At 62.8% G+C, this 22,736-nt stretch carries 18 protein-coding genes; 6 read left to right on the forward strand and 12 right to left on the reverse strand.

Annotated features, from left to right (window positions below; all coding sequences use genetic code 11):
- Window positions 1-16 precede the first annotated feature (16 nt).
- Window positions 17-1,078, forward strand: a complete 1,062-nt coding sequence (gene queG / locus ACX2DJ_RS03170; RefSeq protein WP_462570954.1) for a tRNA epoxyqueuosine(34) reductase QueG — start codon at window positions 17-19, stop codon at window positions 1,076-1,078.
- Here the strand turns inward: queG and ACX2DJ_RS03175 are convergent.
- The 5 genes from ACX2DJ_RS03175 to ACX2DJ_RS03195 form a co-directional block, all read right to left on the reverse strand.
- Window positions 1,062-2,294: an NAD(P)/FAD-dependent oxidoreductase gene (locus tag ACX2DJ_RS03175; RefSeq protein WP_462570955.1), complete on the reverse strand. Its 1,233-nt coding sequence runs from the start codon at window positions 2,292-2,294 to the stop codon at window positions 1,062-1,064. The genes queG and ACX2DJ_RS03175 overlap by 17 nt on opposite strands.
- Before the next feature lie 59 nt (window positions 2,295-2,353).
- Window positions 2,354-7,060 (reverse strand): NAD-glutamate dehydrogenase, encoded by a 4,707-nt coding sequence (locus tag ACX2DJ_RS03180; protein ID WP_462570956.1) that lies wholly within the window; start codon window positions 7,058-7,060, stop codon window positions 2,354-2,356.
- A gap of 206 nt (window positions 7,061-7,266) precedes the next feature.
- Window positions 7,267-8,250, reverse strand: coding sequence for an LLM class flavin-dependent oxidoreductase (locus ACX2DJ_RS03185; RefSeq protein WP_462570958.1), 984 nt, complete (start codon window positions 8,248-8,250; stop codon window positions 7,267-7,269).
- Window positions 8,247-9,122 carry a tetratricopeptide repeat protein gene (locus tag ACX2DJ_RS03190; protein ID WP_462570959.1) on the reverse strand — a complete coding sequence of 292 codons (876 nt, stop codon included), beginning with the start codon at window positions 9,120-9,122 and terminating at the stop codon, window positions 8,247-8,249. Before ACX2DJ_RS03190 ends, ACX2DJ_RS03185 begins: the two co-directional genes overlap by 4 nt.
- Window positions 9,123-9,134: 12 nt before the next feature.
- Window positions 9,135-9,869 (reverse strand): alpha/beta fold hydrolase, encoded by a 735-nt coding sequence (locus ACX2DJ_RS03195; RefSeq protein ID WP_462570960.1) that lies wholly within the window; start codon window positions 9,867-9,869, stop codon window positions 9,135-9,137.
- Window positions 9,870-10,010: 141 nt separating this feature from the next.
- Between ACX2DJ_RS03195 and ACX2DJ_RS03200 the strand changes: the two genes are divergently transcribed.
- Window positions 10,011-11,675 carry an alkaline phosphatase D family protein gene (locus tag ACX2DJ_RS03200; RefSeq protein WP_462570961.1) on the forward strand — a complete coding sequence of 555 codons (1,665 nt, stop codon included), beginning with the start codon at window positions 10,011-10,013 and terminating at the stop codon, window positions 11,673-11,675.
- A gap of 3 nt (window positions 11,676-11,678) precedes the next feature.
- On the opposite strand, the gene ACX2DJ_RS03205 is transcribed toward ACX2DJ_RS03200, so the two are convergent.
- From ACX2DJ_RS03205 to ACX2DJ_RS03220, 4 genes are read right to left on the reverse strand one after another with little or no spacing between them, the layout of a single operon-like run.
- Entirely contained in the window at window positions 11,679-12,608 is a 930-nt protein-coding gene (locus ACX2DJ_RS03205) for an alpha/beta fold hydrolase (RefSeq protein WP_462570962.1), read from the reverse strand.
- A gap of 46 nt (window positions 12,609-12,654) precedes the next feature.
- On the reverse strand, window positions 12,655-12,846 hold the full coding sequence (locus ACX2DJ_RS03210; RefSeq protein WP_462570963.1) for a helix-turn-helix transcriptional regulator: 192 nt from the start codon (window positions 12,844-12,846) through the stop codon (window positions 12,655-12,657).
- Entirely contained in the window at window positions 12,843-13,241 is a 399-nt protein-coding gene (locus ACX2DJ_RS03215; RefSeq protein WP_462570964.1) for a hypothetical protein, read from the reverse strand. The genes ACX2DJ_RS03210 and ACX2DJ_RS03215 overlap by 4 nt, the downstream gene beginning before the upstream one ends.
- Window positions 13,238-13,417, reverse strand: a complete 180-nt coding sequence (locus ACX2DJ_RS03220; protein ID WP_462570965.1) for a hypothetical protein — start codon at window positions 13,415-13,417, stop codon at window positions 13,238-13,240. Before ACX2DJ_RS03220 ends, ACX2DJ_RS03215 begins: the two co-directional genes overlap by 4 nt.
- A gap of 345 nt (window positions 13,418-13,762) precedes the next feature.
- Between ACX2DJ_RS03220 and thrS the strand changes: the two genes are divergently transcribed.
- Entirely contained in the window at window positions 13,763-15,781 is a 2,019-nt protein-coding gene (gene thrS / locus ACX2DJ_RS03225) for a threonine--tRNA ligase (RefSeq protein ID WP_462570966.1), read from the forward strand.
- An 8-nt stretch (window positions 15,782-15,789) separates the two neighbouring features.
- Here the strand turns inward: thrS and ACX2DJ_RS03230 are convergent, their stop codons facing one another.
- Genes ACX2DJ_RS03230 through ACX2DJ_RS03240 form a run of 3 tightly spaced genes read right to left on the reverse strand, consistent with a single transcriptional unit; the run spans window position 15,790 to window position 18,631 of the window.
- Complete coding sequence (locus ACX2DJ_RS03230) at window positions 15,790-15,930, reverse strand: hypothetical protein (protein WP_462570967.1); 141 nt, start codon at window positions 15,928-15,930, stop codon at window positions 15,790-15,792.
- A 35-nt stretch (window positions 15,931-15,965) separates the two neighbouring features.
- Window positions 15,966-16,937 (reverse strand): agmatine deiminase family protein, encoded by a 972-nt coding sequence (locus ACX2DJ_RS03235; protein ID WP_462570969.1) that lies wholly within the window; start codon window positions 16,935-16,937, stop codon window positions 15,966-15,968.
- A 35-nt stretch (window positions 16,938-16,972) separates the two neighbouring features.
- A complete protein-coding gene (locus tag ACX2DJ_RS03240; protein WP_462570971.1) occupies window positions 16,973-18,631 on the reverse strand; it encodes a M28 family metallopeptidase in 1,659 nt (552 codons plus the stop codon).
- Between the two features lie 130 nt (window positions 18,632-18,761).
- On the opposite strand from ACX2DJ_RS03240, the gene glnE reads away from it, so the two are divergent.
- From glnE to ACX2DJ_RS03255, 3 genes are read left to right on the forward strand one after another with little or no spacing between them, the layout of a single operon-like run.
- Window positions 18,762-21,458 carry a bifunctional [glutamate--ammonia ligase]-adenylyl-L-tyrosine phosphorylase/[glutamate--ammonia-ligase] adenylyltransferase gene (gene glnE / locus ACX2DJ_RS03245; RefSeq protein WP_462570972.1) on the forward strand — a complete coding sequence of 899 codons (2,697 nt, stop codon included), beginning with the start codon at window positions 18,762-18,764 and terminating at the stop codon, window positions 21,456-21,458.
- On the forward strand, window positions 21,455-21,928 hold the full coding sequence (locus tag ACX2DJ_RS03250) for a peroxiredoxin (protein ID WP_462570973.1): 474 nt from the start codon (window positions 21,455-21,457) through the stop codon (window positions 21,926-21,928). Before glnE ends, ACX2DJ_RS03250 begins: the two co-directional genes overlap by 4 nt.
- 10 nt (window positions 21,929-21,938) lie before the next feature.
- Complete coding sequence (locus tag ACX2DJ_RS03255; RefSeq protein WP_462570974.1) at window positions 21,939-22,730, forward strand: ferritin-like domain-containing protein; 792 nt, start codon at window positions 21,939-21,941, stop codon at window positions 22,728-22,730.
- Window positions 22,731-22,736: the final 6 nt, after the last annotated feature.

The following is a 22,736-nucleotide window of genomic DNA, read 5'->3' on the forward strand; positions in this document are numbered from 1 at the left end:
GGGAGCAACCCCAAGCTTGGTTAATGCCGCAACAATTGGCGAATTGACCGCCCGCCTCAAGGCAGAGGCTGCACAGCACGGCTTTGTCGCTTGCGGGGTAGCTGCGGCGCGCGATGATCCGCTGGTCGGGCGGCGGCTTGACGAATGGCTGGGCGACGGGTGCCACGGCACGATGGAATGGATGGAGGCGCGCTCCGATGTGCGGCGCGGCCCCAACGCCATGTGGCCGGCAGCGAAAAGCGTGATCGCGCTGGGAATGAGCTACGCGCCAACACATGATCCGCTGGCGCTTGAAGCGCACCCCGACAAAGCGCGCATCTCGGTTTACGCGCAGGGGCGCGATTATCACGACACGCTCAAGAAGCGCCTGAAGGCGCTGGCGCGGTGGCTGGTGGCTGAAAGGCCGGAGGCAGAGTTGAAGGTGTTCGTCGATACCGCGCCGGTTATGGAAAAGCCGCTGGGGCAGGCGGCCGGGATCGGGTGGCAGGGCAAGCACACCAACCTGGTCAGCCGCGATCATGGCAGTTGGCTGTTTCTGGGCGCGATCTACACCACTTTGGAGCTGGCGCCCGACGCGCCGCATGATGACCGCTGCGGTTCATGCAATGCCTGTCAGGCGGCCTGCCCCACCGATGCCTTTCCCGCTCCCTACCGGCTCGATGCGCGGCGCTGCATTTCCTATCTAACGATCGAGCACAAGGGCCCGATAGCGGAGGAATTCCGCAAGGCGCTGGGCAACCGGATCTATGGCTGTGATGATTGCCTGGCGGTTTGCCCGTGGAACAAGTTTGCCCAAACTGCGCAGGCGCACCGTGATTTCCTGCCGCGCGAGGAACTGCTCGCCCCGTCCCTTGCCCGGTTGCTGGTGCTTGATGACGCTGGCTTCCGCGCACTTTTCTCCGGTTCGCCGATAAAGCGGATCGGGCGTGACCGGTTTGTGAGGAACTGCCTTTATGCCGCGGGCAATAGCGGCGATGCATCGCTGCTGGCGCAAGTCGAGCTGCTGCTGGGAGATCCCGATCCGGTGGTGGCAGAGGCCGCCGATTGGGCAGCCGATAGGCTCAAAGCAAATCCTTGAGTGGCACCTCTGGATCAGCCAGCAAGTCCAGGTCTACTTCGCCCACTTCATTCTCCAGCAGCTTGCGCCCCTGGACATAGTCCCTGGTATTGCTGACGCAGTCGAAGGCGATCGGGCGCCGCTCCTTGAGATAGACAATGCTGAACTTGCGCGTGGCCGGATCGCCGCGCACCACCGCCTGGTCGTAGCCAAGCGACAGCCCGGCAGTCTGTAGTTTGAGATCATACTGGTTCGACCAGAACCATGGCAGCGCGTGATAGGGCTGCTTGTCGCCCATGATCGCGCGCGCGGCAGTATTCGCCATATCATTCGCGTTCTGCACCGATTCGAGCCGGATCACCGCCTGGTCGGCAAAGGGATTGGCATGCGCGGCGCAATCGCCGATGGCATAGATATCGTCGAGCGTGGTGCGGCAATAGACATCCACATCGACGCCGTTCGATCCGGCCGCTCCGGCTGCAATCAGCGGGGCGACTGTCGGCACGATGCCGATCCCCACGATCACGGCATCACAAGCGATCACCTCGCCTTCTGCCAGCCGCACGCCCGTGACCTTGCCATCGTCGTCACCCTCGATCGCGTCGACTGCGGTTTCGAGGCGCAGGTCGACGCCATGCTCGCGGTGTTCCTGCTCGATAAAGCGCGAGAGTTCCTCGCCCGCAACCCGCGCCAGCACGCGCGGCAATGCTTCCAGCAAGGTCACTTCGCAACCGAGCTTGCGCAGCACCGCGGCTGCCTCCAGCCCGATATATCCGCCGCCGATGACAACGAAGCGCTTCGCGCCTTGTTCGAGCTGGGCCATGATTGCATCGACGTCGCGCTTGTCGCGCACCGCGTGCACGCCCTTGAGATTGGCGCCCGGGCACGAAAGGCGGCGGGGATCGCCGCCGCCAGCCCAGATCAGCTTGCGATAGCCAATGCGCGCGCCATCGCCCAGCACCACCTCATGCGCCGCCGGGTCAACATCGCGCACCATCGCGCCGAGCCGCAGTTCAATCTTCCTGTCAGCCCAGAACTGCACCGGTCGGATCATGATCCGTTCGAACGGCTTGTCACCGGCCAGATACTCCTTGGACAAGGGAGGGCGCTCATAGGGAGGCTCGCTGTCGCGCCCCAGCATCAGGATCGAACCCTCGTGGCCCTGCTGGCGTAAGGCGATTGCCGCCTGCGCGCCGCCGTGGCCCGTGCCCACGATCACTACGTCTGCATTGTCCATGGACGCAGTCGCTCGCCGCAAATATGCGCGCCGTCAAGCCCCGCGTTAGCCAGGCCCGCTTACCTCTCGAGCAAATTCCGCGCCTGGATCGCGACCTGTGCCAGCACTGCCGGGCCGACCGGCGATTGCAGTTGCGCGCGTTCGACCATGCTCCGGAACTGTGTCACGGCTGCCTTGTGCCGCTCTAGCCATTGTTCGACCTCGGCCTGCACCCTGCCCCTGTCCTGGCAAGTGCGCCGCAGGAAATCGAGCCGCATGTGCTGGAAGTCGCGCGCCAGCCCGTTGACCAGCAATCGTTCCCACGGGTCGGATGGGATCATGTCCTCGGCACTCTGCTGGGCCCAGTCGAGCCCCAGTTTCGAGCCTAGCCAGATAAATGCCTTGGCGAGTACTTCGGGCTCGATACCGCTGTCGCGCGCGAGCCCGGCCAGCCCGATCGACCCGTCCATATCGAATAGGTGCACAACCTTGGCGGCCAATGCCCGCGGCGTGCCCTGGTCGACGAAATATTCGCTTTGTTTCCGCGAACGCTGGCGCACGGCATCCGAGAGCAACCGCTCGGCAGCTTGCTCGAGCAGACCAATTCCCTTGCTCAGCTTATCGATCGCCGTGCTTGGTGCAATGCTGGCACCGCTGTGGCGTATGAGATCGGCCATATGCGAACTCATTGCAGCCGCCGCCCGCTCCAGCAGGGCCAGTCGCGCCGTCTCGGGCATGTCGCCATTCTCGATCGCTTGCCAGATCTCGCGCATGCCGAGAAGTTCCTCGACTGCGATGAAAGCAGAGGCGACCTGCGCCAGACCGACACCTTCTTCCTCGGCCAGTTCGAACGGATGGATCAGGCCCAGCCGGTTGATCATGCGGTTGGCAAGCTTGGTCGCAATCAGTTCGTCGCGCAGCCGGTGTTCGAAAATCTGCTTGCGATAGTTCTGCCGCAGCTCTTGCGGGAACGCCCCGATCAGCAGCGGCTCAAGCGCGCTGTCCCGCACCAGTTCACTGCCTTCAATGGCATCCTGCAGCACCAGCTTGGCCGATGACAGCAACACCGCCAGCTCGGGCCGGGTCAATCCCTTGCCCTCTGTGGCGCGGCGCAAATAGGCTTCCTGATCTGCCAGCCCTTCGGTCTTGCGGTCGAGCGCGCCCATCTCTTCGAGCTTTTCGATCAGGCGCACGTGCGAAGCGGTCGCCTTTGCCCCGCCCATTTGCGCGATCGACAGCGCCAGAGCCTGGAGCCGGTTGTCTTCGAGCACTATCTCGGCGACTTCGTCGGTCATACTCTCGAGCAGCGCATTGCGCTTTTTCCCGGCGAGCTTGCCCGACTGCTGTGCGGCGGCCAGCGCAATCTTGATATTGACCTCGTTGTCCGAACAATCGACGCCCGCCGAATTGTCGATGAAATCGGTATTGATGCGCCCGCCGCCAAGCGCAAAGCCGATGCGCCCGGCTTGAGTCACGCCCAGATTGGCGCCTTCGCCGATTACCTTGGCGCGCACGTCGGCGGCATTGATCCGCAGCGCATCATTGGCGGGATCGCCCACCTGGATGTTATTCTCGCTCTCAGCCTTGATATAGGTGCCGATGCCCCCGAACCAGATCAGGTCGACCGGGCTCTGGAGGATTGCAGCGATCAGCGAATCAGGGTCGATCTCGCTGGCAACGATGCCCAATGCATCGCGCGCCTGTTTGGACAGCTTGATGCTTTTGGCGCTGCGCGGGAACACGCCGCCGCCCTTCGAGATGAGTGCCTTGTCATAATCGTCCCAGCTCGATTGCGGCAGGTCGTAAAGCCGTTTGCGCTCTTTCCAGCTTTTTGCCGGATCTGGCTCTGGATCGATAAAGATGTGGCGGTGATCGAACGCCGCGATCAGCTTGATCGCCTTGGACAGCAGCATGCCATTGCCGAACACGTCGCCTGACATGTCGCCGCAGCCCACCACTCGCACCGGCTCCGCTTGAACATCAATGCCCATCTCCAGGAAATGGCGCTGGACTGAAATCCATGCTCCCTTGGCGGTGATGCCCATGGCCTTGTGGTCATAGCCGTTCGAACCGCCGCTGGCGAAGGCATCGCCCAGCCAGAAATTGCGCTGCTCGGCGATACCGTTGGCCACGTCGGAAAAGCGCGCCGTGCCCTTGTCGGCCGCGACCACGAAATAGGGATCTTCCCCGTCGAGCACGCGCACTTTTTCAGGGTGCACGACCTTGCCGTTAACCAGATTGTCCGTGACAGACAGAAGGGTGCGAATGAATATCTCGTAGCTGGCCTGCCCTTCGGCGGCCCAGCCGGCGCGATCCTTTTGCGGCGATGGCAATTGCTTGGGATAGAAGCCGCCTTTCGCGCCCGAAGGCACGATCACCGCGTTCTTCACCTTCTGCGCCTTCATCAGGCCCAGGATCTCGGTGCGGAAATCGTCCCGCCGGTCCGACCAGCGCAGGCCGCCGCGCGCAATCGGCCCGGCGCGCAGATGGATGCCTTCAACCCGCCGCGAATAAACGAAGATTTCACGCCATGGCACGGGCTTGGGCAAGTTGGGGATCAGCGCGGAATCGATCTTGAATGCGAGTGCCTCCTCGCTTGCCGGGGCAAAGACATTGGTGCGCAGGATCGCCTCGATCAAAGCGTGGTACAGCCGCAGCAAGCGGTCGTCATTGATCGCCGAAACCTTGATCAGGCCCTTGCGCACAGCATCGCCGGCGGATTTGGCAGCATCTTCGCGTGCGCCATTGAACTGGGGATCATGCCGCGCACGAAACAGCGCGATCATTTCGCGCGTAACATGCGGCGCGTTGGCCAGTGCATCGACCACGGTATAGATGGTGAAGCTCACCCCTGCCTGGCGCAGGTAGCGATAAAAGGCGCGCAGCCAGTCGGCTTCGTGCGCCAAAAGGCCCGTGCCGATCACCAGCCGGTTGAAGGGATCGTTCTCGTTCTCGCCGTTCAATACGGCGGCAATCGCATCCTCGATGATCTCCGCCCGGTCGAGCAGCGCCTGCGCCTTCTCGCCATCGGGCAGGGCCAGCGTGAAATCGTGAATCGTGCCAAGCTCGCCATTGTCGAGCGCTGTCGGCATTTCGGTGAGCACCCGGAAACCGAAATTTTCCAGCGCGGGTACCGCGTCGGACAGCGGCAGTGCGCCATGCTGTTGGTAGATCTTGAGCTGCAGGCGTTCGGGGGCTTCGTTCTTCTTGTGGCACAACCGCACATCGCGTTCGCGGGCATCATTGGCCACCAGTCGGCGCAGCCGGCAAATTTCGATTGCTGCCTCATGGTGGCCGTAATCGGTGCGGTAGGAAACCGGAAAAGCCGGGGCATAGCGCGCCGCGATCGCGGCGGCGCGCGATGGATCATCCAGCTCGGCAAGATGGCGCTCTACCGCTTCGGTCCAGCCGCGCAGCATGTCCTGCAACCGGGCTTCAAGCGCGGCTTCGTCATGCGGCTCACCAGTCTGGCGGATGTCGAGCACAAAGCGCAACATCGCCAGAGCGCCTCCTTCGACTTCAAGGCTCCAGTCGAGCAGTTCGGTGCCCTTATTCTGCGTGAGCAGCGCCTGGATCCGCTCGCGCACCTGGGTCGAGAGCATATCGCGCGGGAACCAGACAAAGGCGAACAGGTGGCGTGCGAGCGGCGCCTCGATAAGAACCATTCGCGGGCGCGGACGATCGACCAGGCTCATCATGGCCGTCGCGAGCCGCTGAGCATCCTTATTATCCATGCCGATCAGCAGATCGTGCGGCAGGGCGGTGAAGGCATGGATCAGGGCCTTGTCGGCATGGCCGCCGCGGTGGAAACCCAGCTTCTCGGACACCTGGCTGAGCGCATGGCGCAGGCGCGGCACCTTGTGGGGGGGGCTCGCCAGAGCCGCGCTGGTCCAGACGCCGGCATGAATTGAAAGTGCGGTCAGCTTGCCGTCTTCGCGCAGCGGCACGATGAACAGGTCGAGCGGCACGCGGCGGTGGACGTTGGACACGTGATTGGCCTTGACGATCAATATGTCACAAGGCCTGCCGCTGCGGTGTTCACCGTCGAACCAGGCAAAGGCGCGTTCATATGAGCTGTCCGCCAGCAATTGGCGCGCGCTCTTGCGGCAAATCCCCAATATCCGGCCATGGCTGCCGTCGCGCTTGCGGGTGATGTGGCCAAGCTGGGTCAGCATGCCCGAATTGAACCATTCGAGCAGTTCGACATGCTCTGCATCGTCCAGCCGCTCTGCGTCTTCAGCCATGGCAGCCTGCATCTTGGGCCAATCGCGCACCGCTGCGCGCACATCGCCCAGCGTGGTTCGCAGGCGGCGCTCAAGCTCGCGCCGCTGGCGCGCATCGCAGCGCTCGGTCTCGATATAGATCATCGATTCGCGCGTGGCGCCTTCGGCGTCCTTGCCTTTGGGAAATGCGTAGAGCTTGCCTGCCTCGGTGCGTTTTACCGGGATGATCGGGTGTACCAACCGGTCGATCGACAGCCCCTGCGCTGAAATTGTTGCGGCGATCGAATCGACCAGGAACGGCATGTCGTCATTGATGACGGCAATGCGCAGGAAGCGGCGGTCACCGGCGATCGAGACCATCCCCAGCGCCGAGCGATCGGGCTCGCGCTGACGTGCCGTATCGAGCACAAACTGCGCGGCGCGCTTCAAGGAGGCAGGGGAGAAAGGAGTATCACCGGGGAGCAGTGAGCGGCGCATGTGCTGCGCCAGCTCTTTGGCCATCACCGCGTCATTATCCCCGGTGGCGTTGCTTTTTCCGGTAGTCTTACTGGCTTCTGAAACCATGGCTCTGCCTGCCCTGCGCATGTAATTTTATTCTTAAATCACGTAGCAATCATGCGCCGATAGGCTCATGGCTACAGGCCCGCAAGCGGCAATGTCTCGTTGGCAGCCGCTCACGGGGGCTCATTTGATAGCTATACATCAATTCCCAACACTGCATGGGCTTTCCGCTACGGCAAGGCGCATAATCAAAGATGAACGCGCGCAATTCAGCTGGCCAGCGCGTCAATTGTCAATTCGAGCGAACGGATCCGCGCCGCCGGGTCAAAGGTGGCCCCGCAGGAGATGATTTCGTCTGCTTTTGTCCGTTCGACAAAAGCCGCGATCTTCTCGCGCACTGTTGCCGGGCTGCCCACTGCTGCGGCTTGCCCCAGATGGTCGAGCATGGCCTGCGCAGGCGCGGGCAAGGTATCGCGATAGCCGGCAATTGGCGGAGGCAGCTTGCCGGGCTGGCCGCTGCGCAGCCGGACAAAGCTTTGTTGCTGGCTGCTGGCGAGCAATTCTGCCTCGGCATCGGTTTCCGCGGCGAATATGTTCATCGCCACCATCACATGCGGCTTTTCGAGCGCATCGGAAGGCTTGAATTCCCGCCGGTAGAGCGCCAGCGCGGCATCGAGGTGATCAGGCGCGAAATGCGCTGCAAATGCATAGGGCATGCCCAGCCTGGCGGCGAGCTGGGCACCGAACAGGCTCGATCCCAGCATCCAGAATTCGATCCCGGCACCGCGCCCCGGCGTTGCCGCGATCGGCAGATCGACATCGCCGGTGATCAGTGCGCGCAGCTCGAGCACATCTTGCGGGAACATATCGGCGGCCTGGTTGAGATTCTTGCGCAAGGCGCGCTGAAGCTCGGGTCCAGCACCCGGCGCGCGGCCCAGCCCAAGGTCCACCCGGCCAGGAAACAGCGCATCGAGCGTACCGAACTGCTCGGCGATCTGGAATGGCGTGTGGTTGGGCAGCATGATCCCGCCTGAACCGATGCGGATGGTGCTCGTTGCATTGCCGATATGCGCCAGTACCACCGATGTCGCGCCGCCTGCGATCCCGTCCATCGCATGGTGCTCGGCCACCCAGAAGCGGGCATAGCCGCATCGCTCCGCCGCCCGAGCCAGTTCGGTGGCCGTGGCCAGTGCATCGCTTACGCTGCCGCCTTCGCGAACCGGCACCAGATCGAGCACGGAAAGCCTGGTCATGGCTGCGGGGCCTCAGCCGCAGTGGGCGCAGGCGGTGCCGGTGCCGGGCCGATCTGATCTAGATAGGATTGGGCGGTGGCGGCTTCGGGGCTGCCGGGCGCCATTGCAGTGACTGATAGCCAGCTCGAACGTGCCGCCTCTTCGCGGCCACTCAGCATTGCGATCACGCCCGCTTCCAAGCCGATCGATGGTTCGAGCGGGGCAAGCCGTGCGGCCTCTTCGATCTGTTCCTGAGCTTCTTCCAGCCGATCGAGGCGCCGCAGCAAGGTTGCCGAAAGCAGCCTGGTTTCTGCATCCTCGGGTTGCAAGGTCCTGGCTTCGGCAAGCGCAACCTCCGCTGCTTCGAGATCGCCACCTTCCACCAGTGCGTGCGCGCGATCGAGCGCGATCAAGGCCTGCAGGGTTCCTGCCATAGCGGCGATGGCGTCAGCCCGGGCGGCATCGAGCAGATCGAGCGCTCCAGCAGTGTCGCCGGTAACCAGCGCGGCATTGCCCGCCATGGCGCCAAAGCGCGCGCGCAGCCGCGCGTCGCTTTCCGGGGTTTCCTGGCGCGCTGCCGTGAAAGCCGCGCGTGCCTCCTCCCAGCGCCCCAGCTCTGTCGCGGCCAGGCCAAGGCAGTGATTGGCCAGCACACGGTCATCGCCGCTGGTCGTGTCGCGGCGAATCTGTGCCTGGACATGCGCGCGCGACGGCTCTTCCTCGATCTGCTCGAGGCATTCGCCCAGCCAGCCGGAGTCCTCGGGCGCATCGATGATCGACGAGCTGCGCGGCGGGCGATCCTGCACCTCGGCGGAATAGTCGGGCACTTTCATGTTGCTGGGATCGGGGATGGCTTGCAGCAGCATGGGCAAAAGTATGGCGGTGAGCGTCATTTTATGCGTTTCCTAGTCGAGCAGGCTCCAGACCTGCTGTAGCAGCAGGGCAATATCCTGCTCGCGCGACAGGCGGTGATCGCCGTCCTTGAGCAAGGTCACCTGTATATCATCCGAACGAAGGGCTTCGGCAAGCTGCAGGCTGATCTGCCACGGCACGTCTTGGTCGCGCTGGCCGTGCAGCAGCCGCACGGGGCAATCCACCGCAATTTGCCCGCCGAGCCGCAGCTGCGCCTGGCCATCAGCGAAGAAGCCGGGATGCAGCGGTGTGGGGTCGGGGCCATAAGGATTTTCGTCCCACACTGTTTGCCCGGCGGCGAGTTTGCGCTTGTCTGAATCCGATCGGCCCCATTCGGTAAAGTCGGGCGCCGATGCAATCCCCACCAGCCCTGCCAACCGACCGCCCAGCGCTTCGCCCACCAGCAGCATTAGCCACCCGCCCATGGAGGAACCGATCACCACCACCGGGCCATCGATTTTCGCCTCGATCAGCGCGAGCACTTCCTCGCGCCAGCGGCTGAGCGTGCCATCGGCGAACGCGCCGCTGCTGGCCCCACAACCCGAATAATCCAGCAGCAGGCAGGCATGACCTTCGCTGCGCGCCGCCTCGAAGATCGCGGTGGCCTTGCCGCCTTCCATGTCGGACATATAGCCGGGCAGGAAAACCAGCGCTGGTCCGCTGCCCGGCGTGAAGCGATGCGCGATCTGGCGGCCATCGGGCATGGTGTGGAACAGGATGTCGCTCATGCTTGTCTCATGCCCGCCCTCGCATGGGTGACGCAAGGGGCGATGCAGGGAGCTGTGCAGGGAGCTGTGCAGGGAGCGATGCAGGGGCGCGTTGGAATCGCTTGTCATTTGCATGCCACAGGCGCAGCTTAGATCGCACCTATGATCAAGACAGACCCCCCTGCTTCGCCTGCGCTCCCGGCGCATCCGCTCACCCGCCGCAATCTGTTCCGGCTGGGCGGGCTAGCCGCAGTAACAGCTGCCGCGCCGCTGGCCGCGCGCGGTTTCGGTAGCGGCTTCACGCATGGCGTGGCGAGCGGGGAGCCGGGGCAAGACCGGGTGTTGTTGTGGACGCGCTATGTTGCTGGGCAAGACACCAGGCTTGCCTGGGAAGTGAGCGATGCGATGGATTTCGTGCGCGTTGTTGCCGCAGGTAATGTGATCGCCAGCCCGGCCAATGATAGCTGCGCCAAGGCGTGGGCCGAAGGGCTGGACCCCGGTCAATGGTATTATTACCGCTTCATCGCGCCGAACGGTACGCAATCCGAAGTCGGGCGCACGCGCACGCTGCCCGATGGCGCGGTCGAGCGTTTCCGCATGGCGGTGTTCAGCTGTTCGAATTACGGCTTCGGCTGGTTCAACGCCTATGCCCATGCCGCAGAAGCGAACGATCTCGATCTGGCGCTGCATCTGGGCGACTATATTTACGAATACGGGCGCGGCACATATCCATCGGCGAGGGAGGCGAACCCCAACCGCGTGCTTTGGCCGGAAAACGAGATCGTGGCGCTGGCCGATTACCGTCTGCGCTATGCCACCTATCGCAGCGATCCAGACCTGCGGCGGATTCATCAGCTATTGCCGATGATCAGCGTGTGGGACGATCACGAAACCGCAAATGACAGCTGGAAAGGCGGGGCGCAAAACCACCAGCCCGATACCGAAGGGCCATGGGAAGCGCGCAAGTCGGCGGCGATGCGCGCCTATCGCGAGTGGCTGCCGGTGTCGGATGAGCCCTATGCCGAATATCAGGTGGGCGAGCTTGCCACCCTGCTGCGGCTGGATACGAGATTGGCCGGGCGTGACAAGCAGTTCGACCTGGCAGAGGTGATCGGGGGCAGGCGAACACCCGAGGAAATCGGTACCGCATTGGCAGCTTTTCGCGATGGCAGCTTCCGGGCGGCCGATCGCGAGATGCTGGGCGCCGCGCAGCAGTCATGGCTGGGCGATCGCCTCAAGGCTTCACGCCAGCTTGGCGCAACCTGGCAGGTGCTCGTCCAGCAAGTGCTGATGGGCGAGCTTTATGCCGAACCTGGCCTGGCCGAAGCTCTGCCTGCGGATACACCAGAGTATGTGCGTCGCCAGGTGCAGGCAAGTGCCATTGCCGGGCGTGCCGGCTTGCCTGCCAATTTGGATGCTTGGGATGGGTATCCTGCCGCGCGCGCACGCCTGTTCGAAGCTGCCCTGGCTGCCGATGCCAATCTCATCTCGCTGGCGGGCGATACGCACAATGCCTGGGCCTTCAATCTTGCCCACCAGGGCAACCGCGTCGGGATTGAGTTCGGGGTGCATTCGGTCAGCTCGCCGGGGCTTGAGAGCTATCTTGGCGCAATTGCGCCGGAAAGACTCGCCCGATCCATAGTGGGCCACAATCCGGGCCTGACATTCGCTGACACATCGCAGCGCGGCTATATGGTGGTCGAACTGACTTCCGAAGCGGCGAGCAGCGAATATCGCTTTATGGCGAACGTCCGCCATCGCTCAAAAGAGCTTGCGGGAACCAGGCGGATGATGACCGCTGCCGGCTCCCGCAAGTTTGCAGGCTAAAGCCTATTTCGATTCGCCAAGCATCTCCTTCAGTTCGGTCTGGAATGCATCGGGCCGGTCCAGCATGATGAAATGCGCTGAGTTTTCGACCGGAACAAGATCGGCGCCGGACAGCGCAGCGTAATTTCTTGAGTATTGCTCGGCTGACTTGGCGGGCTCATCTCCGGCGGCATAAAGTACGGTCACCGGCATGGTTACCTTGGATATCTCTTCGCGCAGATCGGTGGTGATAAGTTCATAGACAGCCTGAGCTGTTGCCAAGGGTTCGGATTTCATCGACCAATTGGTGACGCGTGTAGCAATTTCCGGGTTGATCGAAATTCCATTTGCAGGCGCACTTTCGACGCCGGTCCGCCCGGCAGCTCGCATGGCTTCGGCTTGGGCGGTAATTGTCGCGCGGATCCTGTCGGCACGCGGAGCTACACTCTCAGCTGTTGCGTCCGGGCCAAATTCCAATCCTGCGAAAGGGAGCGCATCGATCACCATCAATTGCTTGACCCGGTCGGGATGGGAGAGGCCGAATTTGAGCGCCAATAGGCCGCCAAAGCTGTGCCCGACCACTGCATCTGCCGTCAGTTGGCGGGCATCGAAATCTCTGGCCAGGTCGGCGATGACGCCGTCGACCAGGCCGGGCTGTTCGTTGGCGGTGCCGCGCTCTCCGTCAAAGCCGCGTACTTCAACTACCAGCAGGCGGTGGTCCGGCTCAAGCGCCTCAACCGTGTCGCTCCAAACTTCTGCAGGGGTCGACATGCCGGGGATCAGCACGACAACCGGGCCTGTTTCCCCGCTCATCTGGGTGCGGATATGTTCATGCTCGACCGGGTTGGCGGCTAGCAACTGGGTGGGCGACAGCACCAGATGAATTGTAATCACCGCAGTAATCGCGGTAAAAATTTGACGCACGAAGCCGTGCGCGGGATCGCGCTTGATCATGATTTATCTCCTTCAGATTGTCTTTGGGCAGATTGTCCTTGAGCGCCTAATCACGCTCGAAGATTTCCTCGATTTTCAGGGCGAACACATCGGCGATTCTGAACGCCAGCGGCAGCGAGGGATCATAGCGCCCGGTTTCGATCGCGTTGACACTCTGGCGACTCACGCCAAGGCGTTCGGCCAGATCCTGCTGGCTCCAGTCGCGCTCTGCGCGCAGCACCTTGAGCCGGTTCCTCATTTCTGAAACCCACGCAGACGATACCAGTAATAGGCCAATATCCAGGCCAGGATGGCGATACCGGTGATGTTCTGGCCGGTCAGTTGGGGGATGGCGTAGAACTTCATCGCCAGCATCCAGATCACATTGACCAGAGCCATGCAGCCCATGGCAACCAGCGCCGCGTTGGCCATCAATTGGAAGATATAATCCTCGCTACATCTGCGATCGAATGCGGTCGCCCTGATGACGAGAAAGACCAATACCAGCGTGCCGGCACCAAGAATGGCGGCCTGTTCCCAGGCAGTGAAGTTCAGGGTGACGGCTCGTTCCTTGGCTGCTTCGCCGATCATCAGCAGCGAAGCGCCAAGCGGTAGGATGAGAAAGGCATCCAGTCGCCGAGGTGACAATTTCATGCTCTTGCCCTCCAGTTGCAACTGCTGCGCCCCTTGAGCGAGGCAAGCGCCAGTATGGGAAGCGTGGTGACCAGCATCGCGCTCGTGTCATGATTAAGCAGCACCTCACTGCGCCCGGCAAGCGCGACCGCGATGATCAATATCGCCCACGCAGCTGCCTTCCAGATATTCGACATATGACAAGCTCCTTTGCTCTTGTGTAAAGCACCATTTACAAGATTCGCGCGGTGTGTCAAGTTACCTTTCCTTTATGGCGCGGGTGCTTTCCAAATCGGCCGGGGTAATGACATCGCGACCTTGCCGCGTTATACGCAGCCAATGGCCAAGCTGCTGACCAGGATCGCTACAACTACCACCTCGGATTTCCGGGGGCGGCTGATCGCGGCTTGAACGTGATGCCTGCCACCCGGTTTCGGGTGGCGCGGTGTCTTCCCGAAATCGGCAAGTATTCTTCACATCGCACTTCAAGCGCGCGTTTGGCTGTGCCATGGGCGTGACAGTTGAGAATGTAAGAGAAACCGATGACGGAATTGCTCAAGATCAGCCTGCCCGATGGCTCCTCCCGCGAAATGCCTGCCGGTTCGACCCCGGCTGACGTCGCGGCGGCCATCGGCCCCGGCCTTGCCAAGGCTGCGCTGGCCGCGCGCGTGAATGGCGAGGTGCGCGACCTCAATCGCCCCTTCGATGGCGATGCGGAGCTGGCGCTCATCACCAGCCGCGATGAGGCCGAGGCGCTGGAGCTCGCGCGGCATGATTATGCCCATGTCCTGGCCGAAGCGGTGCAGACGCTGTGGCCCGGCACGCAGATCACTTTCGGGCCGGCAACCGATGACGGGTTCTATTACGATGTGATGGCGCCTGAGGGCCGCGAGCCGTTCAGCATGGACGACCTTCCTGCGATCGAGGAAGAAATGCGGCGGATCATTCGCGCCGACAAGCCGCTGGTGCGCGAGGCCTGGTCGCGCGAGCAGCTGATCGAGAAATGGGAAAGTGAAGGCGAGACCTTCAAGGCCGAATGGGCGCAGGAATTGCCCGAGAACGAGGAGCTGACGGTCTACTGGTCCGGGGCCCCGAATGAACAGGGTTCCTGGCTCGACATGTGCCGCGGCCCGCACCTGCCCAGCACCGGCAAGCTCGATCCGGCTGCGTTCAAGCTGATGCGGGTTGCCGGGGCATATTGGCGCGGCGACCAGAAGAATGCGCAGCTTACGCGCATCTACGGCACCGGCTGGCTCAACAAGAAGCAGCTCGACGCGCATCTCCACCGCCTGGAAGAGGCTGCCAAACGCGACCATCGCAAGCTGGGCCGCGAGATGGACCTGTTCCACCTGCAGGAAGAGGCGCATGGCAGCGTCTTCTGGCACCCCAATGGCTATATGATCTGGCGCGAGCTGGAGGCCTATATGCGCCGCGCGATCGACGGGGCGGGCTACCAGGAGGTCAAGACACCGCAGGTGATGGACGCGCGCCAGTGGGAGAAGTCCGGACACTGGGGCAAATATCGCGAGAACATGTTCGTTGTGCCCGATGTGGTGCCCAATACCGCGGATGAAGGCGAGCTTATCTCGCGCGATGCAGACTGGATGGCGATCAAGCCGATGAACTGCCCGGCGCATGTGCTGGTTTTCAAGCAGGGCATCACCAGCTATCGCGATCTACCCTTGCGCATTTACGAGAACGGTTGCTGCCACCGCAACGAGCCGCACGGCGCGCTGCACGGATTGATGCGCGTGCGCCAGTTCACGCAGGATGACGCGCATATCTTCTGCACCGAAGACCAGATCGTTGCCGAAGTGCAGGCATTCTGCCGGCTGGCCGACCGGGTCTATCGCGACTTCGGTTTTACCTACCAGATCAAGCTCGCGCTGCGGCCGGATCAGCGTTACGGCTCCGATGAAGACTGGGACAAGGCCGAGGCCGAACTGCGCCAGGCGGTGGCCGAAGCAGGCATGGCGAGCGAGGAATATGGCTGGGAAGAACTGCCCGGCGAAGGCGCCTTCTATGCGCCCAAGCTCGAATGGCATCTGACCGATGCGATCGGGCGTACCTGGCAGGTTGGCACGATCCAGTCCGACCGGGTGCTGCCCGAGCGGCTTGATGCGAGCTATATCGGCGAGGATGGCGAAAAGCATCGACCGGTAATGCTGCACCGCGCGATCTTCGGTTCATACGAGCGCTTTATCGGCATTCTGATCGAGCATTTCGCGGGCCGTCTGCCGGTCTGGCTCGCGCCGACCCAGGCGGTGGTGGCGACAATCGTTTCCGATGCTGATGGCTATGCGCAGGATCTGGTCGAGAAGCTGAAGGCAGCGGGCATCCGCGTCGAGGCGGATCTTCGCAACGAGAAGATCAACTACAAGGTGCGCGAACACTCGTTGGCAAAGGTCCCGCATTTGCTGGTGGTGGGCAAGCGCGAAGCCGAAGAAGGCACGGTCGCGGTGCGCACACTGGGCGTCGAGCACCAGAAGGTGATGAGCCTCGATGAGGCGATTGCGATGCTGGTGGAAGGCGCGACCCCGCCGGATTTGCGCGGCAGCTGAGCGTCAGGTCAGAAAGGAAGCGCGCGGCCGGCGGCGATGAGTGCCACGGCGCAAGTGCACACGATCGAGGATCGCAGCACTTCCGCCCGGGCCTCGGCGACCTTGTTTGCCAGTTCGGCCGCGCGCATGAGGGTAATGACCTTGGACATGGCGGTGATTGTCGCGCCATCGCCCTAACGAAGGGTTAAAGGGCGGGCATTTGCTGGCTGGCACAATGGAAACCGCCGCCACCTGCCAGCACGGCGTCACCGGGCAATCCGATCGTTTCGCGATCGGGGAACAGCGCGGCGATGGCCGCGACACCTTCCGCGTCATGCGGTGAGCCGAAGGTTGGCACCACGACCAGATGCGTGGTGATGGCGAAATTGACGTAACTTGCCGGCTCTATCTGCCCGTCGCGGGTGATCAGCCCGGGTGAGGGAATTTCGTGCAGCTTCAGGCCGGCATCCAGGATGCGCGCCTTCGCATCTTGATAGATTCCCGCATTGGGATCGTCTGTACCGGTTGCGCGAGGGAGCGTCACTTCGCCCGGTGCAACGAAGCGCGCAAGATTATCGACATGGCCATCGGTGTGATCATTAATCAGCCCGTCGCCGAGCCACACGACGTCGGTAAAGCCGAGGTCGCGGCCAAGCCGCGCCTCGATCTCGCCCCGCGAAAGTTCCGGATTGCGATTGGGGTTGAGCAGGCATTGCTCAGTAGTGAGGGCAGCGCCGGTGCCGTCACCATCGATTGCGCCGCCTTCCAGAATCCAGTCCGATTCGATTACGGGTAGCCCTGCATCGTGTGCCAGCTCTGCTCCGATCGTCTGGTCGCCGGGCATCAGATATTTGCCGCCCCAGCCGTTGAAAGCACAGCGAAGGGCTGAGCCGTCGCTGCGGACCAGCGGCCCTGTATCGCGCAGCCAGATATCGCCAAAGGTGCGGCGCTCGAGCGTGACAAGGGCGGAAACCAGCTGGCGCGCGCGCGCTTCGTTCGCCTCGTCACGCACCAGCAGGCGCACTTCCTGCCCGCTCTCGGCCACGGCACTGGCAAATGCGGCGATCTGCTCCTGTGCACGCTCAAGCCAGCCCGGCCACTCGTCCGCCAGATGCGGAAAGCCGATCCACAGCCAGCGCTGCGGCGCCCATTCGGGCGGCATCAGGAGGTTGGCCATAGGCCGGCTTTCCCTGTCAGTATCCGGCGATGGACTCAGCAGCCGGCGTCAGACGCGGCGCAGCTCTTATCGCGGGTGGCGCGAAACTCGTCGCCCTCGTTCCAGTTCGGCCAGCTGGAACTTTCCGCCATCATCCGGCCCAGGCGATAGAACAGCTGCAGGTCCGCCATCACGCCCGACCAGTCCCAATTCTCGTCAAATTCGTCCTTCGGCCCGTGATAGCGATTGTCACGATACTCGGCCTGTATGGCAGCTCCCGCCTCACGGCCCCCGTCGATCAGATCTTCGCCCCCGTCGAGATAGAGCATCGGCACGCCCTGTTTGGCAAAGGCGAAATGATCCGAACGATAGTAATAACCCGCTTCGGGATTGGGGTTGGGCGTCCACACACGCCCATCGGCCTTCAGCGCAGCCTCCAGGAACTGGTCGAGCTGCGACTTGCCCGGACCCACTACCGTGACGTCCTTCGAAGGGCCGGCAACCAGGAACGCATCCATGTTGATGCCGCCTACTGTCTGCGCCAGCGGGAAAACCGGATTGGCAGCATAGTAATAGGCACCAAGCAGGCCCTGCTCCTCTGCTGTCACCGCCAGAAACACCAGGCTGCGCTCGGCAGGCCCGGCCTTGGCGTGTGCTTCGGCAAGTGCGACCAGTGCGGCGGTGCCGGTGGCATTGTCGACTGCGCCGTTGCAGATGTCATCGCCATCGGGTGCGGGCGTGCAGCGGCCCAGATGGTCCCAATGGGCGGTGTGGATGACATACTCATCGGGAGCTTCGCTTCCGCGCAGGATACCGATCACGTTTTTCGAGGCATAGCGGCGAATGTCGTTCTTGAAGCTTGTCGATGCGTTCAGCCCCAACGGAACGGCGGTAAAACCTTTCTTTCGCGCTGCTGCAGAAAGCTTGTCCAGGTCTTGCCCGGCGGCGGCCAGTATCTCGCGCGCGGCATCCTTCTGCACCCAGCCGTTCATCACGGTCAGCGGCGGTGCATCCTTCCCGCGCTGCGAATAGGCTTGCGGGCCGGACCATGACGATTCAACCACGTTCCAGCCATAGCTGGCGGGTTCGGTATCGTGCACGATGATCGCACCCGCCGCACCCTGGCGTGCGGCTTCCTCATATTTATAGGTCCAGCGCCCGTAATAGGTCATGGCCTTGCCGTTGAACGGCCCTTCCAGCCCTTCGCTCCCGAAATCGGGGTCATTGACCAGGACCACCACCGTCTTGCCGGTGACGTCCACGCCCGCATAGTCATTCCAGCCGCGTTCGGGAGCATTGATCCCGTAACCGACGAAAACGAGCTCGCTATTGGCCAGCTGGGTCTGGGCATCTTCGCGATAGGATACGCCAACCCATTCGCTGCCATAGTCATAGACGAGATCGGTTGCGCCATTGGTGATCGTCAGCGGGGCGAAATCTCTGCCGGTAATTTCCATCAGCGGCACGTCCTGCACCCATGATCCGTTGTTCCCGGGCTCCAGCCCGGCAGCCTTGAACCGTTCGGTCAGCAACGCGACAGTCATCTCTTCGCCAATCGTGCCGGGCATGCGGCCTTCGAACTCGTCGGACGATAGTTCGCGGGTCAGGTCGCTCATCGTCGCTTCGGAAATATCACCTGCATCCACATCGGGGATGTCGAGCTCGGCATCCCCCTTGATCGATCCGCATGCGGCAAGCAAAAGCGCGCCTGCCATTAGAATTGGGGTCCTCATCATCATTTTGGGGGTCCTCTCCAAAAGCTTTGCCGTCCCTTCGCATATGCAGCGGGGTGGGGGCAAGCGGCAGGAGCTTGCGCGGCTTCGCTTGAGCGGGCAGGGAACGCGAATGGCAGGCGAATGGCAGGACGCATTGGCGCGGGCGCGGGAGGAAGCCCCGTTTCTGGCACGCGCGCTCGAGCGGCAGCCTGAACTCGCGGTGCTGCTGGAAGCGGGCGAGGGCGATGCCGCGCTGGAATGGGCGCGCCAGGCTGGGCAAGGCGCACCCAATGTGGGCGCCGCCCTGCGGCGCGAGCGGCTGGCATATGCCACGGCGCTGGCAGTGGGCGATCTGGCCGGTGCGTATTCACTCGACACAGTCATGATCGAATTGTCGAACCTTGCCGATCGCGCGCTTGACCTGGCGATCAATGATGCCATCCAAAAACGCGTGGAGGGCGCGGAACCGCGCGGCATGATCGCGCTCGCCCTGGGCAAACATGGCGCGCATGAGCTCAACTACAGCTCCGATATAGATCCGATCCTGCTCTTCGATCCTGACACGCTGCCGCGCCGCCCCCGCGACGAACCGGGTGAAGCGGCGCAGCGCTATGCCCGCGAAGTCGTCCGCACACTCAGCGAGAGCACCGAGGAAGGGTATGTTTTCCGGGTCGACCTGCGCCTGCGGCCTGCGAGCGAAGTCAGCCCGCTGGCGATTTCCTGTAATGCGGCGCTGACCCATTATGAAAGCCTGGCGCTGGCATGGGAACGCGCCGCCTATATTCGCGCCCGCGCGGCAGCTGGCGACATTGCGGCGGGCGAGCGTTTCCTCGAGGCGCTGCGCCCCTTCGTGTGGCGATCGAGCCTGGATTTCGGTGCCATCGACGAGATCCGGCGGCTGACTGCGCGCATCCGGTCCAACTATAAGGGGCCCAATGTGGTCGGCCCCGGCTTCAACCTCAAACACGGACGCGGCGGCATTCGCGAAGTCGAGTTCTTCGCCCAGACCCACCAGCTGATCCATGGCGGGCGTGATTCTTCTTTGCGGCTGCGCGGTACGCGTGCAGCACTTGATGCTTTGGCTGTGGCAGGCCGGATCGAGGCTGGTGAGGCAACGATGCTGGGCGAGGCCTATGACCGGCTGCGGGTGGTTGAACACCGTTTGCAGATGGTCAATGACCAGCAGACGCATACGCTGCCCGCTGCCAATGCATTGGATGCTGTCGCCCGGCTTGACGGCCTGAAGGATGGTTCGGCCCTGGTTGAAGAACTGCGGCAGTTAACCGAGCGGGTAGCGCGCAGCTATGATCGGTTGCTTGATGTCGGAAATTCGGCCGTCCCGATAGAGGCGGAGCCTGCCCCGTTAGCCGAGCGGCTCGAAAGCCTTGGCTTTGCCGAATCGGGGCGGTTGGCGGAGCGCATCGCAGGCTGGCGCGATGGCCGCTATCGAGCCCTGCGATCCACTGCCGCGCGTGAAGCCTTCGATGCCATGCTTCCCGCACTGATGGAGGCTCTGGCAGCAGCAGATGACCCGGATCGCGCGCTGCTGCGCTGGGAAGGCGTGCTTGCCAATGCCTCTTCTGCGGTCAACCTGTTCCGGCTGCTCGAAGCGCGGCCCGGACTGTTTGATCAGTTGATGGCCGTGCTGACACTGGCCCCGACCTTGGCCGAAGAACTCGGCCGCCGCCCTGAATTGCTCGATACGCTGATCGATGCCAGCGCGGTTGACCTGCCGGGCGATGTCGATGCAATTGCCGCGCGCATGCAGGCGGGCGACGCATCGCGCAATTACGAGCGGCAGCTTGACCGGATTCGCATCGTTACCGGTGAACTGCGCTTTGCCTTGGGGCTGCAGCTGATCGAAGCGGTGCACGATCCGCTTGAAATTGCCGCCGCCCTGGCGCGAACGGCCGAAGCTGGCCTCAAGGTTGCCCATGCGGCCGCCTGCGAAGAGTTCGCGCGCAAGCACGGGACGATTCCAGACAGCGAGTTGCTGGTTCTGGGACTGGGCCGGTTTGGCGGCGGCGCGCTGACCCATGCGAGCGACCTCGATATTATCTATCTCTTCAGCGGAGAGACCGGGGCGGAGTCCGATGGCGACCGCCCGCTTGGCGGCACGCATTATTACAATCGCCTGGCGCAGCGCGTGAGTGCGGCCTTGTCAGTCCCGACGGCGCACGGGGCGCTGTACGAAATCGATACGCGGCTTCGCCCGCAAGGCGCGCAGGGCCCGCTCAGTGTCACGCTTGAAGCCTTTGCCAAATATCAGCGCGAAGCCGCCTGGACCTGGGAGCATATGGCGCTCACCCGGGCACGAGTGCTGATTGGAACGGATGGCGGCCGCACCAGGTTGGAGGCCATTATCGCCGACGTGCTGGGGCAGGAACGCGAGCCCGCCGAACTGCGCCGGGATGTTCTGAAGATGCGCGCTGAAATGGCGCAACACAAATTGCCGCGCGGCCCACTTGACGCGAAGCTGCTGCGCGGCGGGCTGGTCGATCTCGAATTCGTGATACATTATCTGCAGCTGCGTGACCGAATCGGGCTCGATCCTGATCTCGCGACAGCGGTCGCGGTGCTGGTCGATGCTGGCCTTCTGCCTGCTGAAATCAAGCCGGCGCACGATCTGATGAGCCGCTTGCTGGTTGCGGGCAGGCTGCTCGCCCCGGATCTGGCCGAACCTTCGCCTGCGGCCGCCCAGGCACTGGCACGGGCTTGCAAGTGCGAGACCTATGCCGAACTTGTGCGTAATCTGGGGGTTGCGCGGCAGATGGTCGCGCGCGTCTGGCGGGAAACATTCGATGAAGAATTGGAGATAGGGTTATGAACGGAATTCCCGGTGTGGGCGGCACGCTGCCCGATATTGCGATGGAAACCCCCGACGGCGGCCAGGTGAAACCGTCAGACTTCAAGGGGCGCAAGCTGGTGATATTCTTCTATCCCAAGGACAATACGCCGGGCTGCACCGCAGAAGCGAAGGATTTCACGGCCCTGAAGGATGAATTCGACAAGGCGAACGTGGCCTTGCTGGGAGTGAGCAAGGATTCGCCCAGGAAGCACCTCAATTTCATCGAAAAGCATGACTTGAAGACACCGCTTGCCAGTGACACGGAGGCAAGCGGGTTGTCCGATGCCCTGGGTATCTGGACTGAAAAACAGATGTACGGGAAAACCTATATGGGCATGGTCCGCACAACTTATCTTGTGGATGAGGGCGGAAAGATCGCCCGGGTGTGGAACAAGGTGAAGGTCAAGGGGCATGCCGCCGAAGTGCTGGCCGAAGCCAAGGCCCTATGACCGCTTGGGCATGATCTCGTTTGCTTCGGCAATCCGCGCGGCGTTGCTCACCGCCGATCCGCGCGCCAAGGCCTTCGCTGCGCGCGATGTGGCGCGAAGCTGGCGGCTGGGGCGGCTCGAATGGACTTTCGATGGGGAGATGCCGGACGAACCTGCGCGTCCCGACTGCCCCGAGCTGCTGCCGCCGGGCCGTATGCCCAGACGCGGCAAGGGCGGATCGCAGCGCGCCCGCTTAGCCCTGTGGCATTCGCTGGCGCATATCGAATTCGTTGCGATTGACCTTGCGCTCGACATGGCCGGGCGCTTCGGCGCAGAAATGGGGCCGGTTTTCGTTTCCGATTTCCTTTCGGTCGCAGCCGATGAGGCGATGCATTTCGCACTGCTTGAACGCAAGCTTCGCAGTATCGGGAGCCATTACGGCGCGCTGCCGGCTCACGGCGGGTTGTGGCAGGCCGCGCACGAGACGCGGCACGATGTCAGCGCCCGGCTTCCGATCGTGCCGATGGTGCTGGAGGCACGCGGCCTTGACGTCACGCCTTCCACGCTCGAGCGGGTGCAAGCGCAGGGCGATGAGCACGGCGCACGGATTCTGAAACGAATCCTTGATGACGAGATTCGCCATGTAGCGATTGGCACCAAGCACTTTATCGCTCGCGCCCGTGCGGCAGGCGAATCCCCTCAGGAAAGCTGGCGAAATCTGGTTTCGCGCCACTTTCGCGGGGCGATTAAGCCACCGTTCAACGACTCGGCGCGTCTTGCAGCCGGTCTGTCGCGAGACTTCTATGCCGCTATTGCTTCGTAAATTTTT

The organism is Altererythrobacter chaiwopuensis (genome assembly GCF_054957755.1).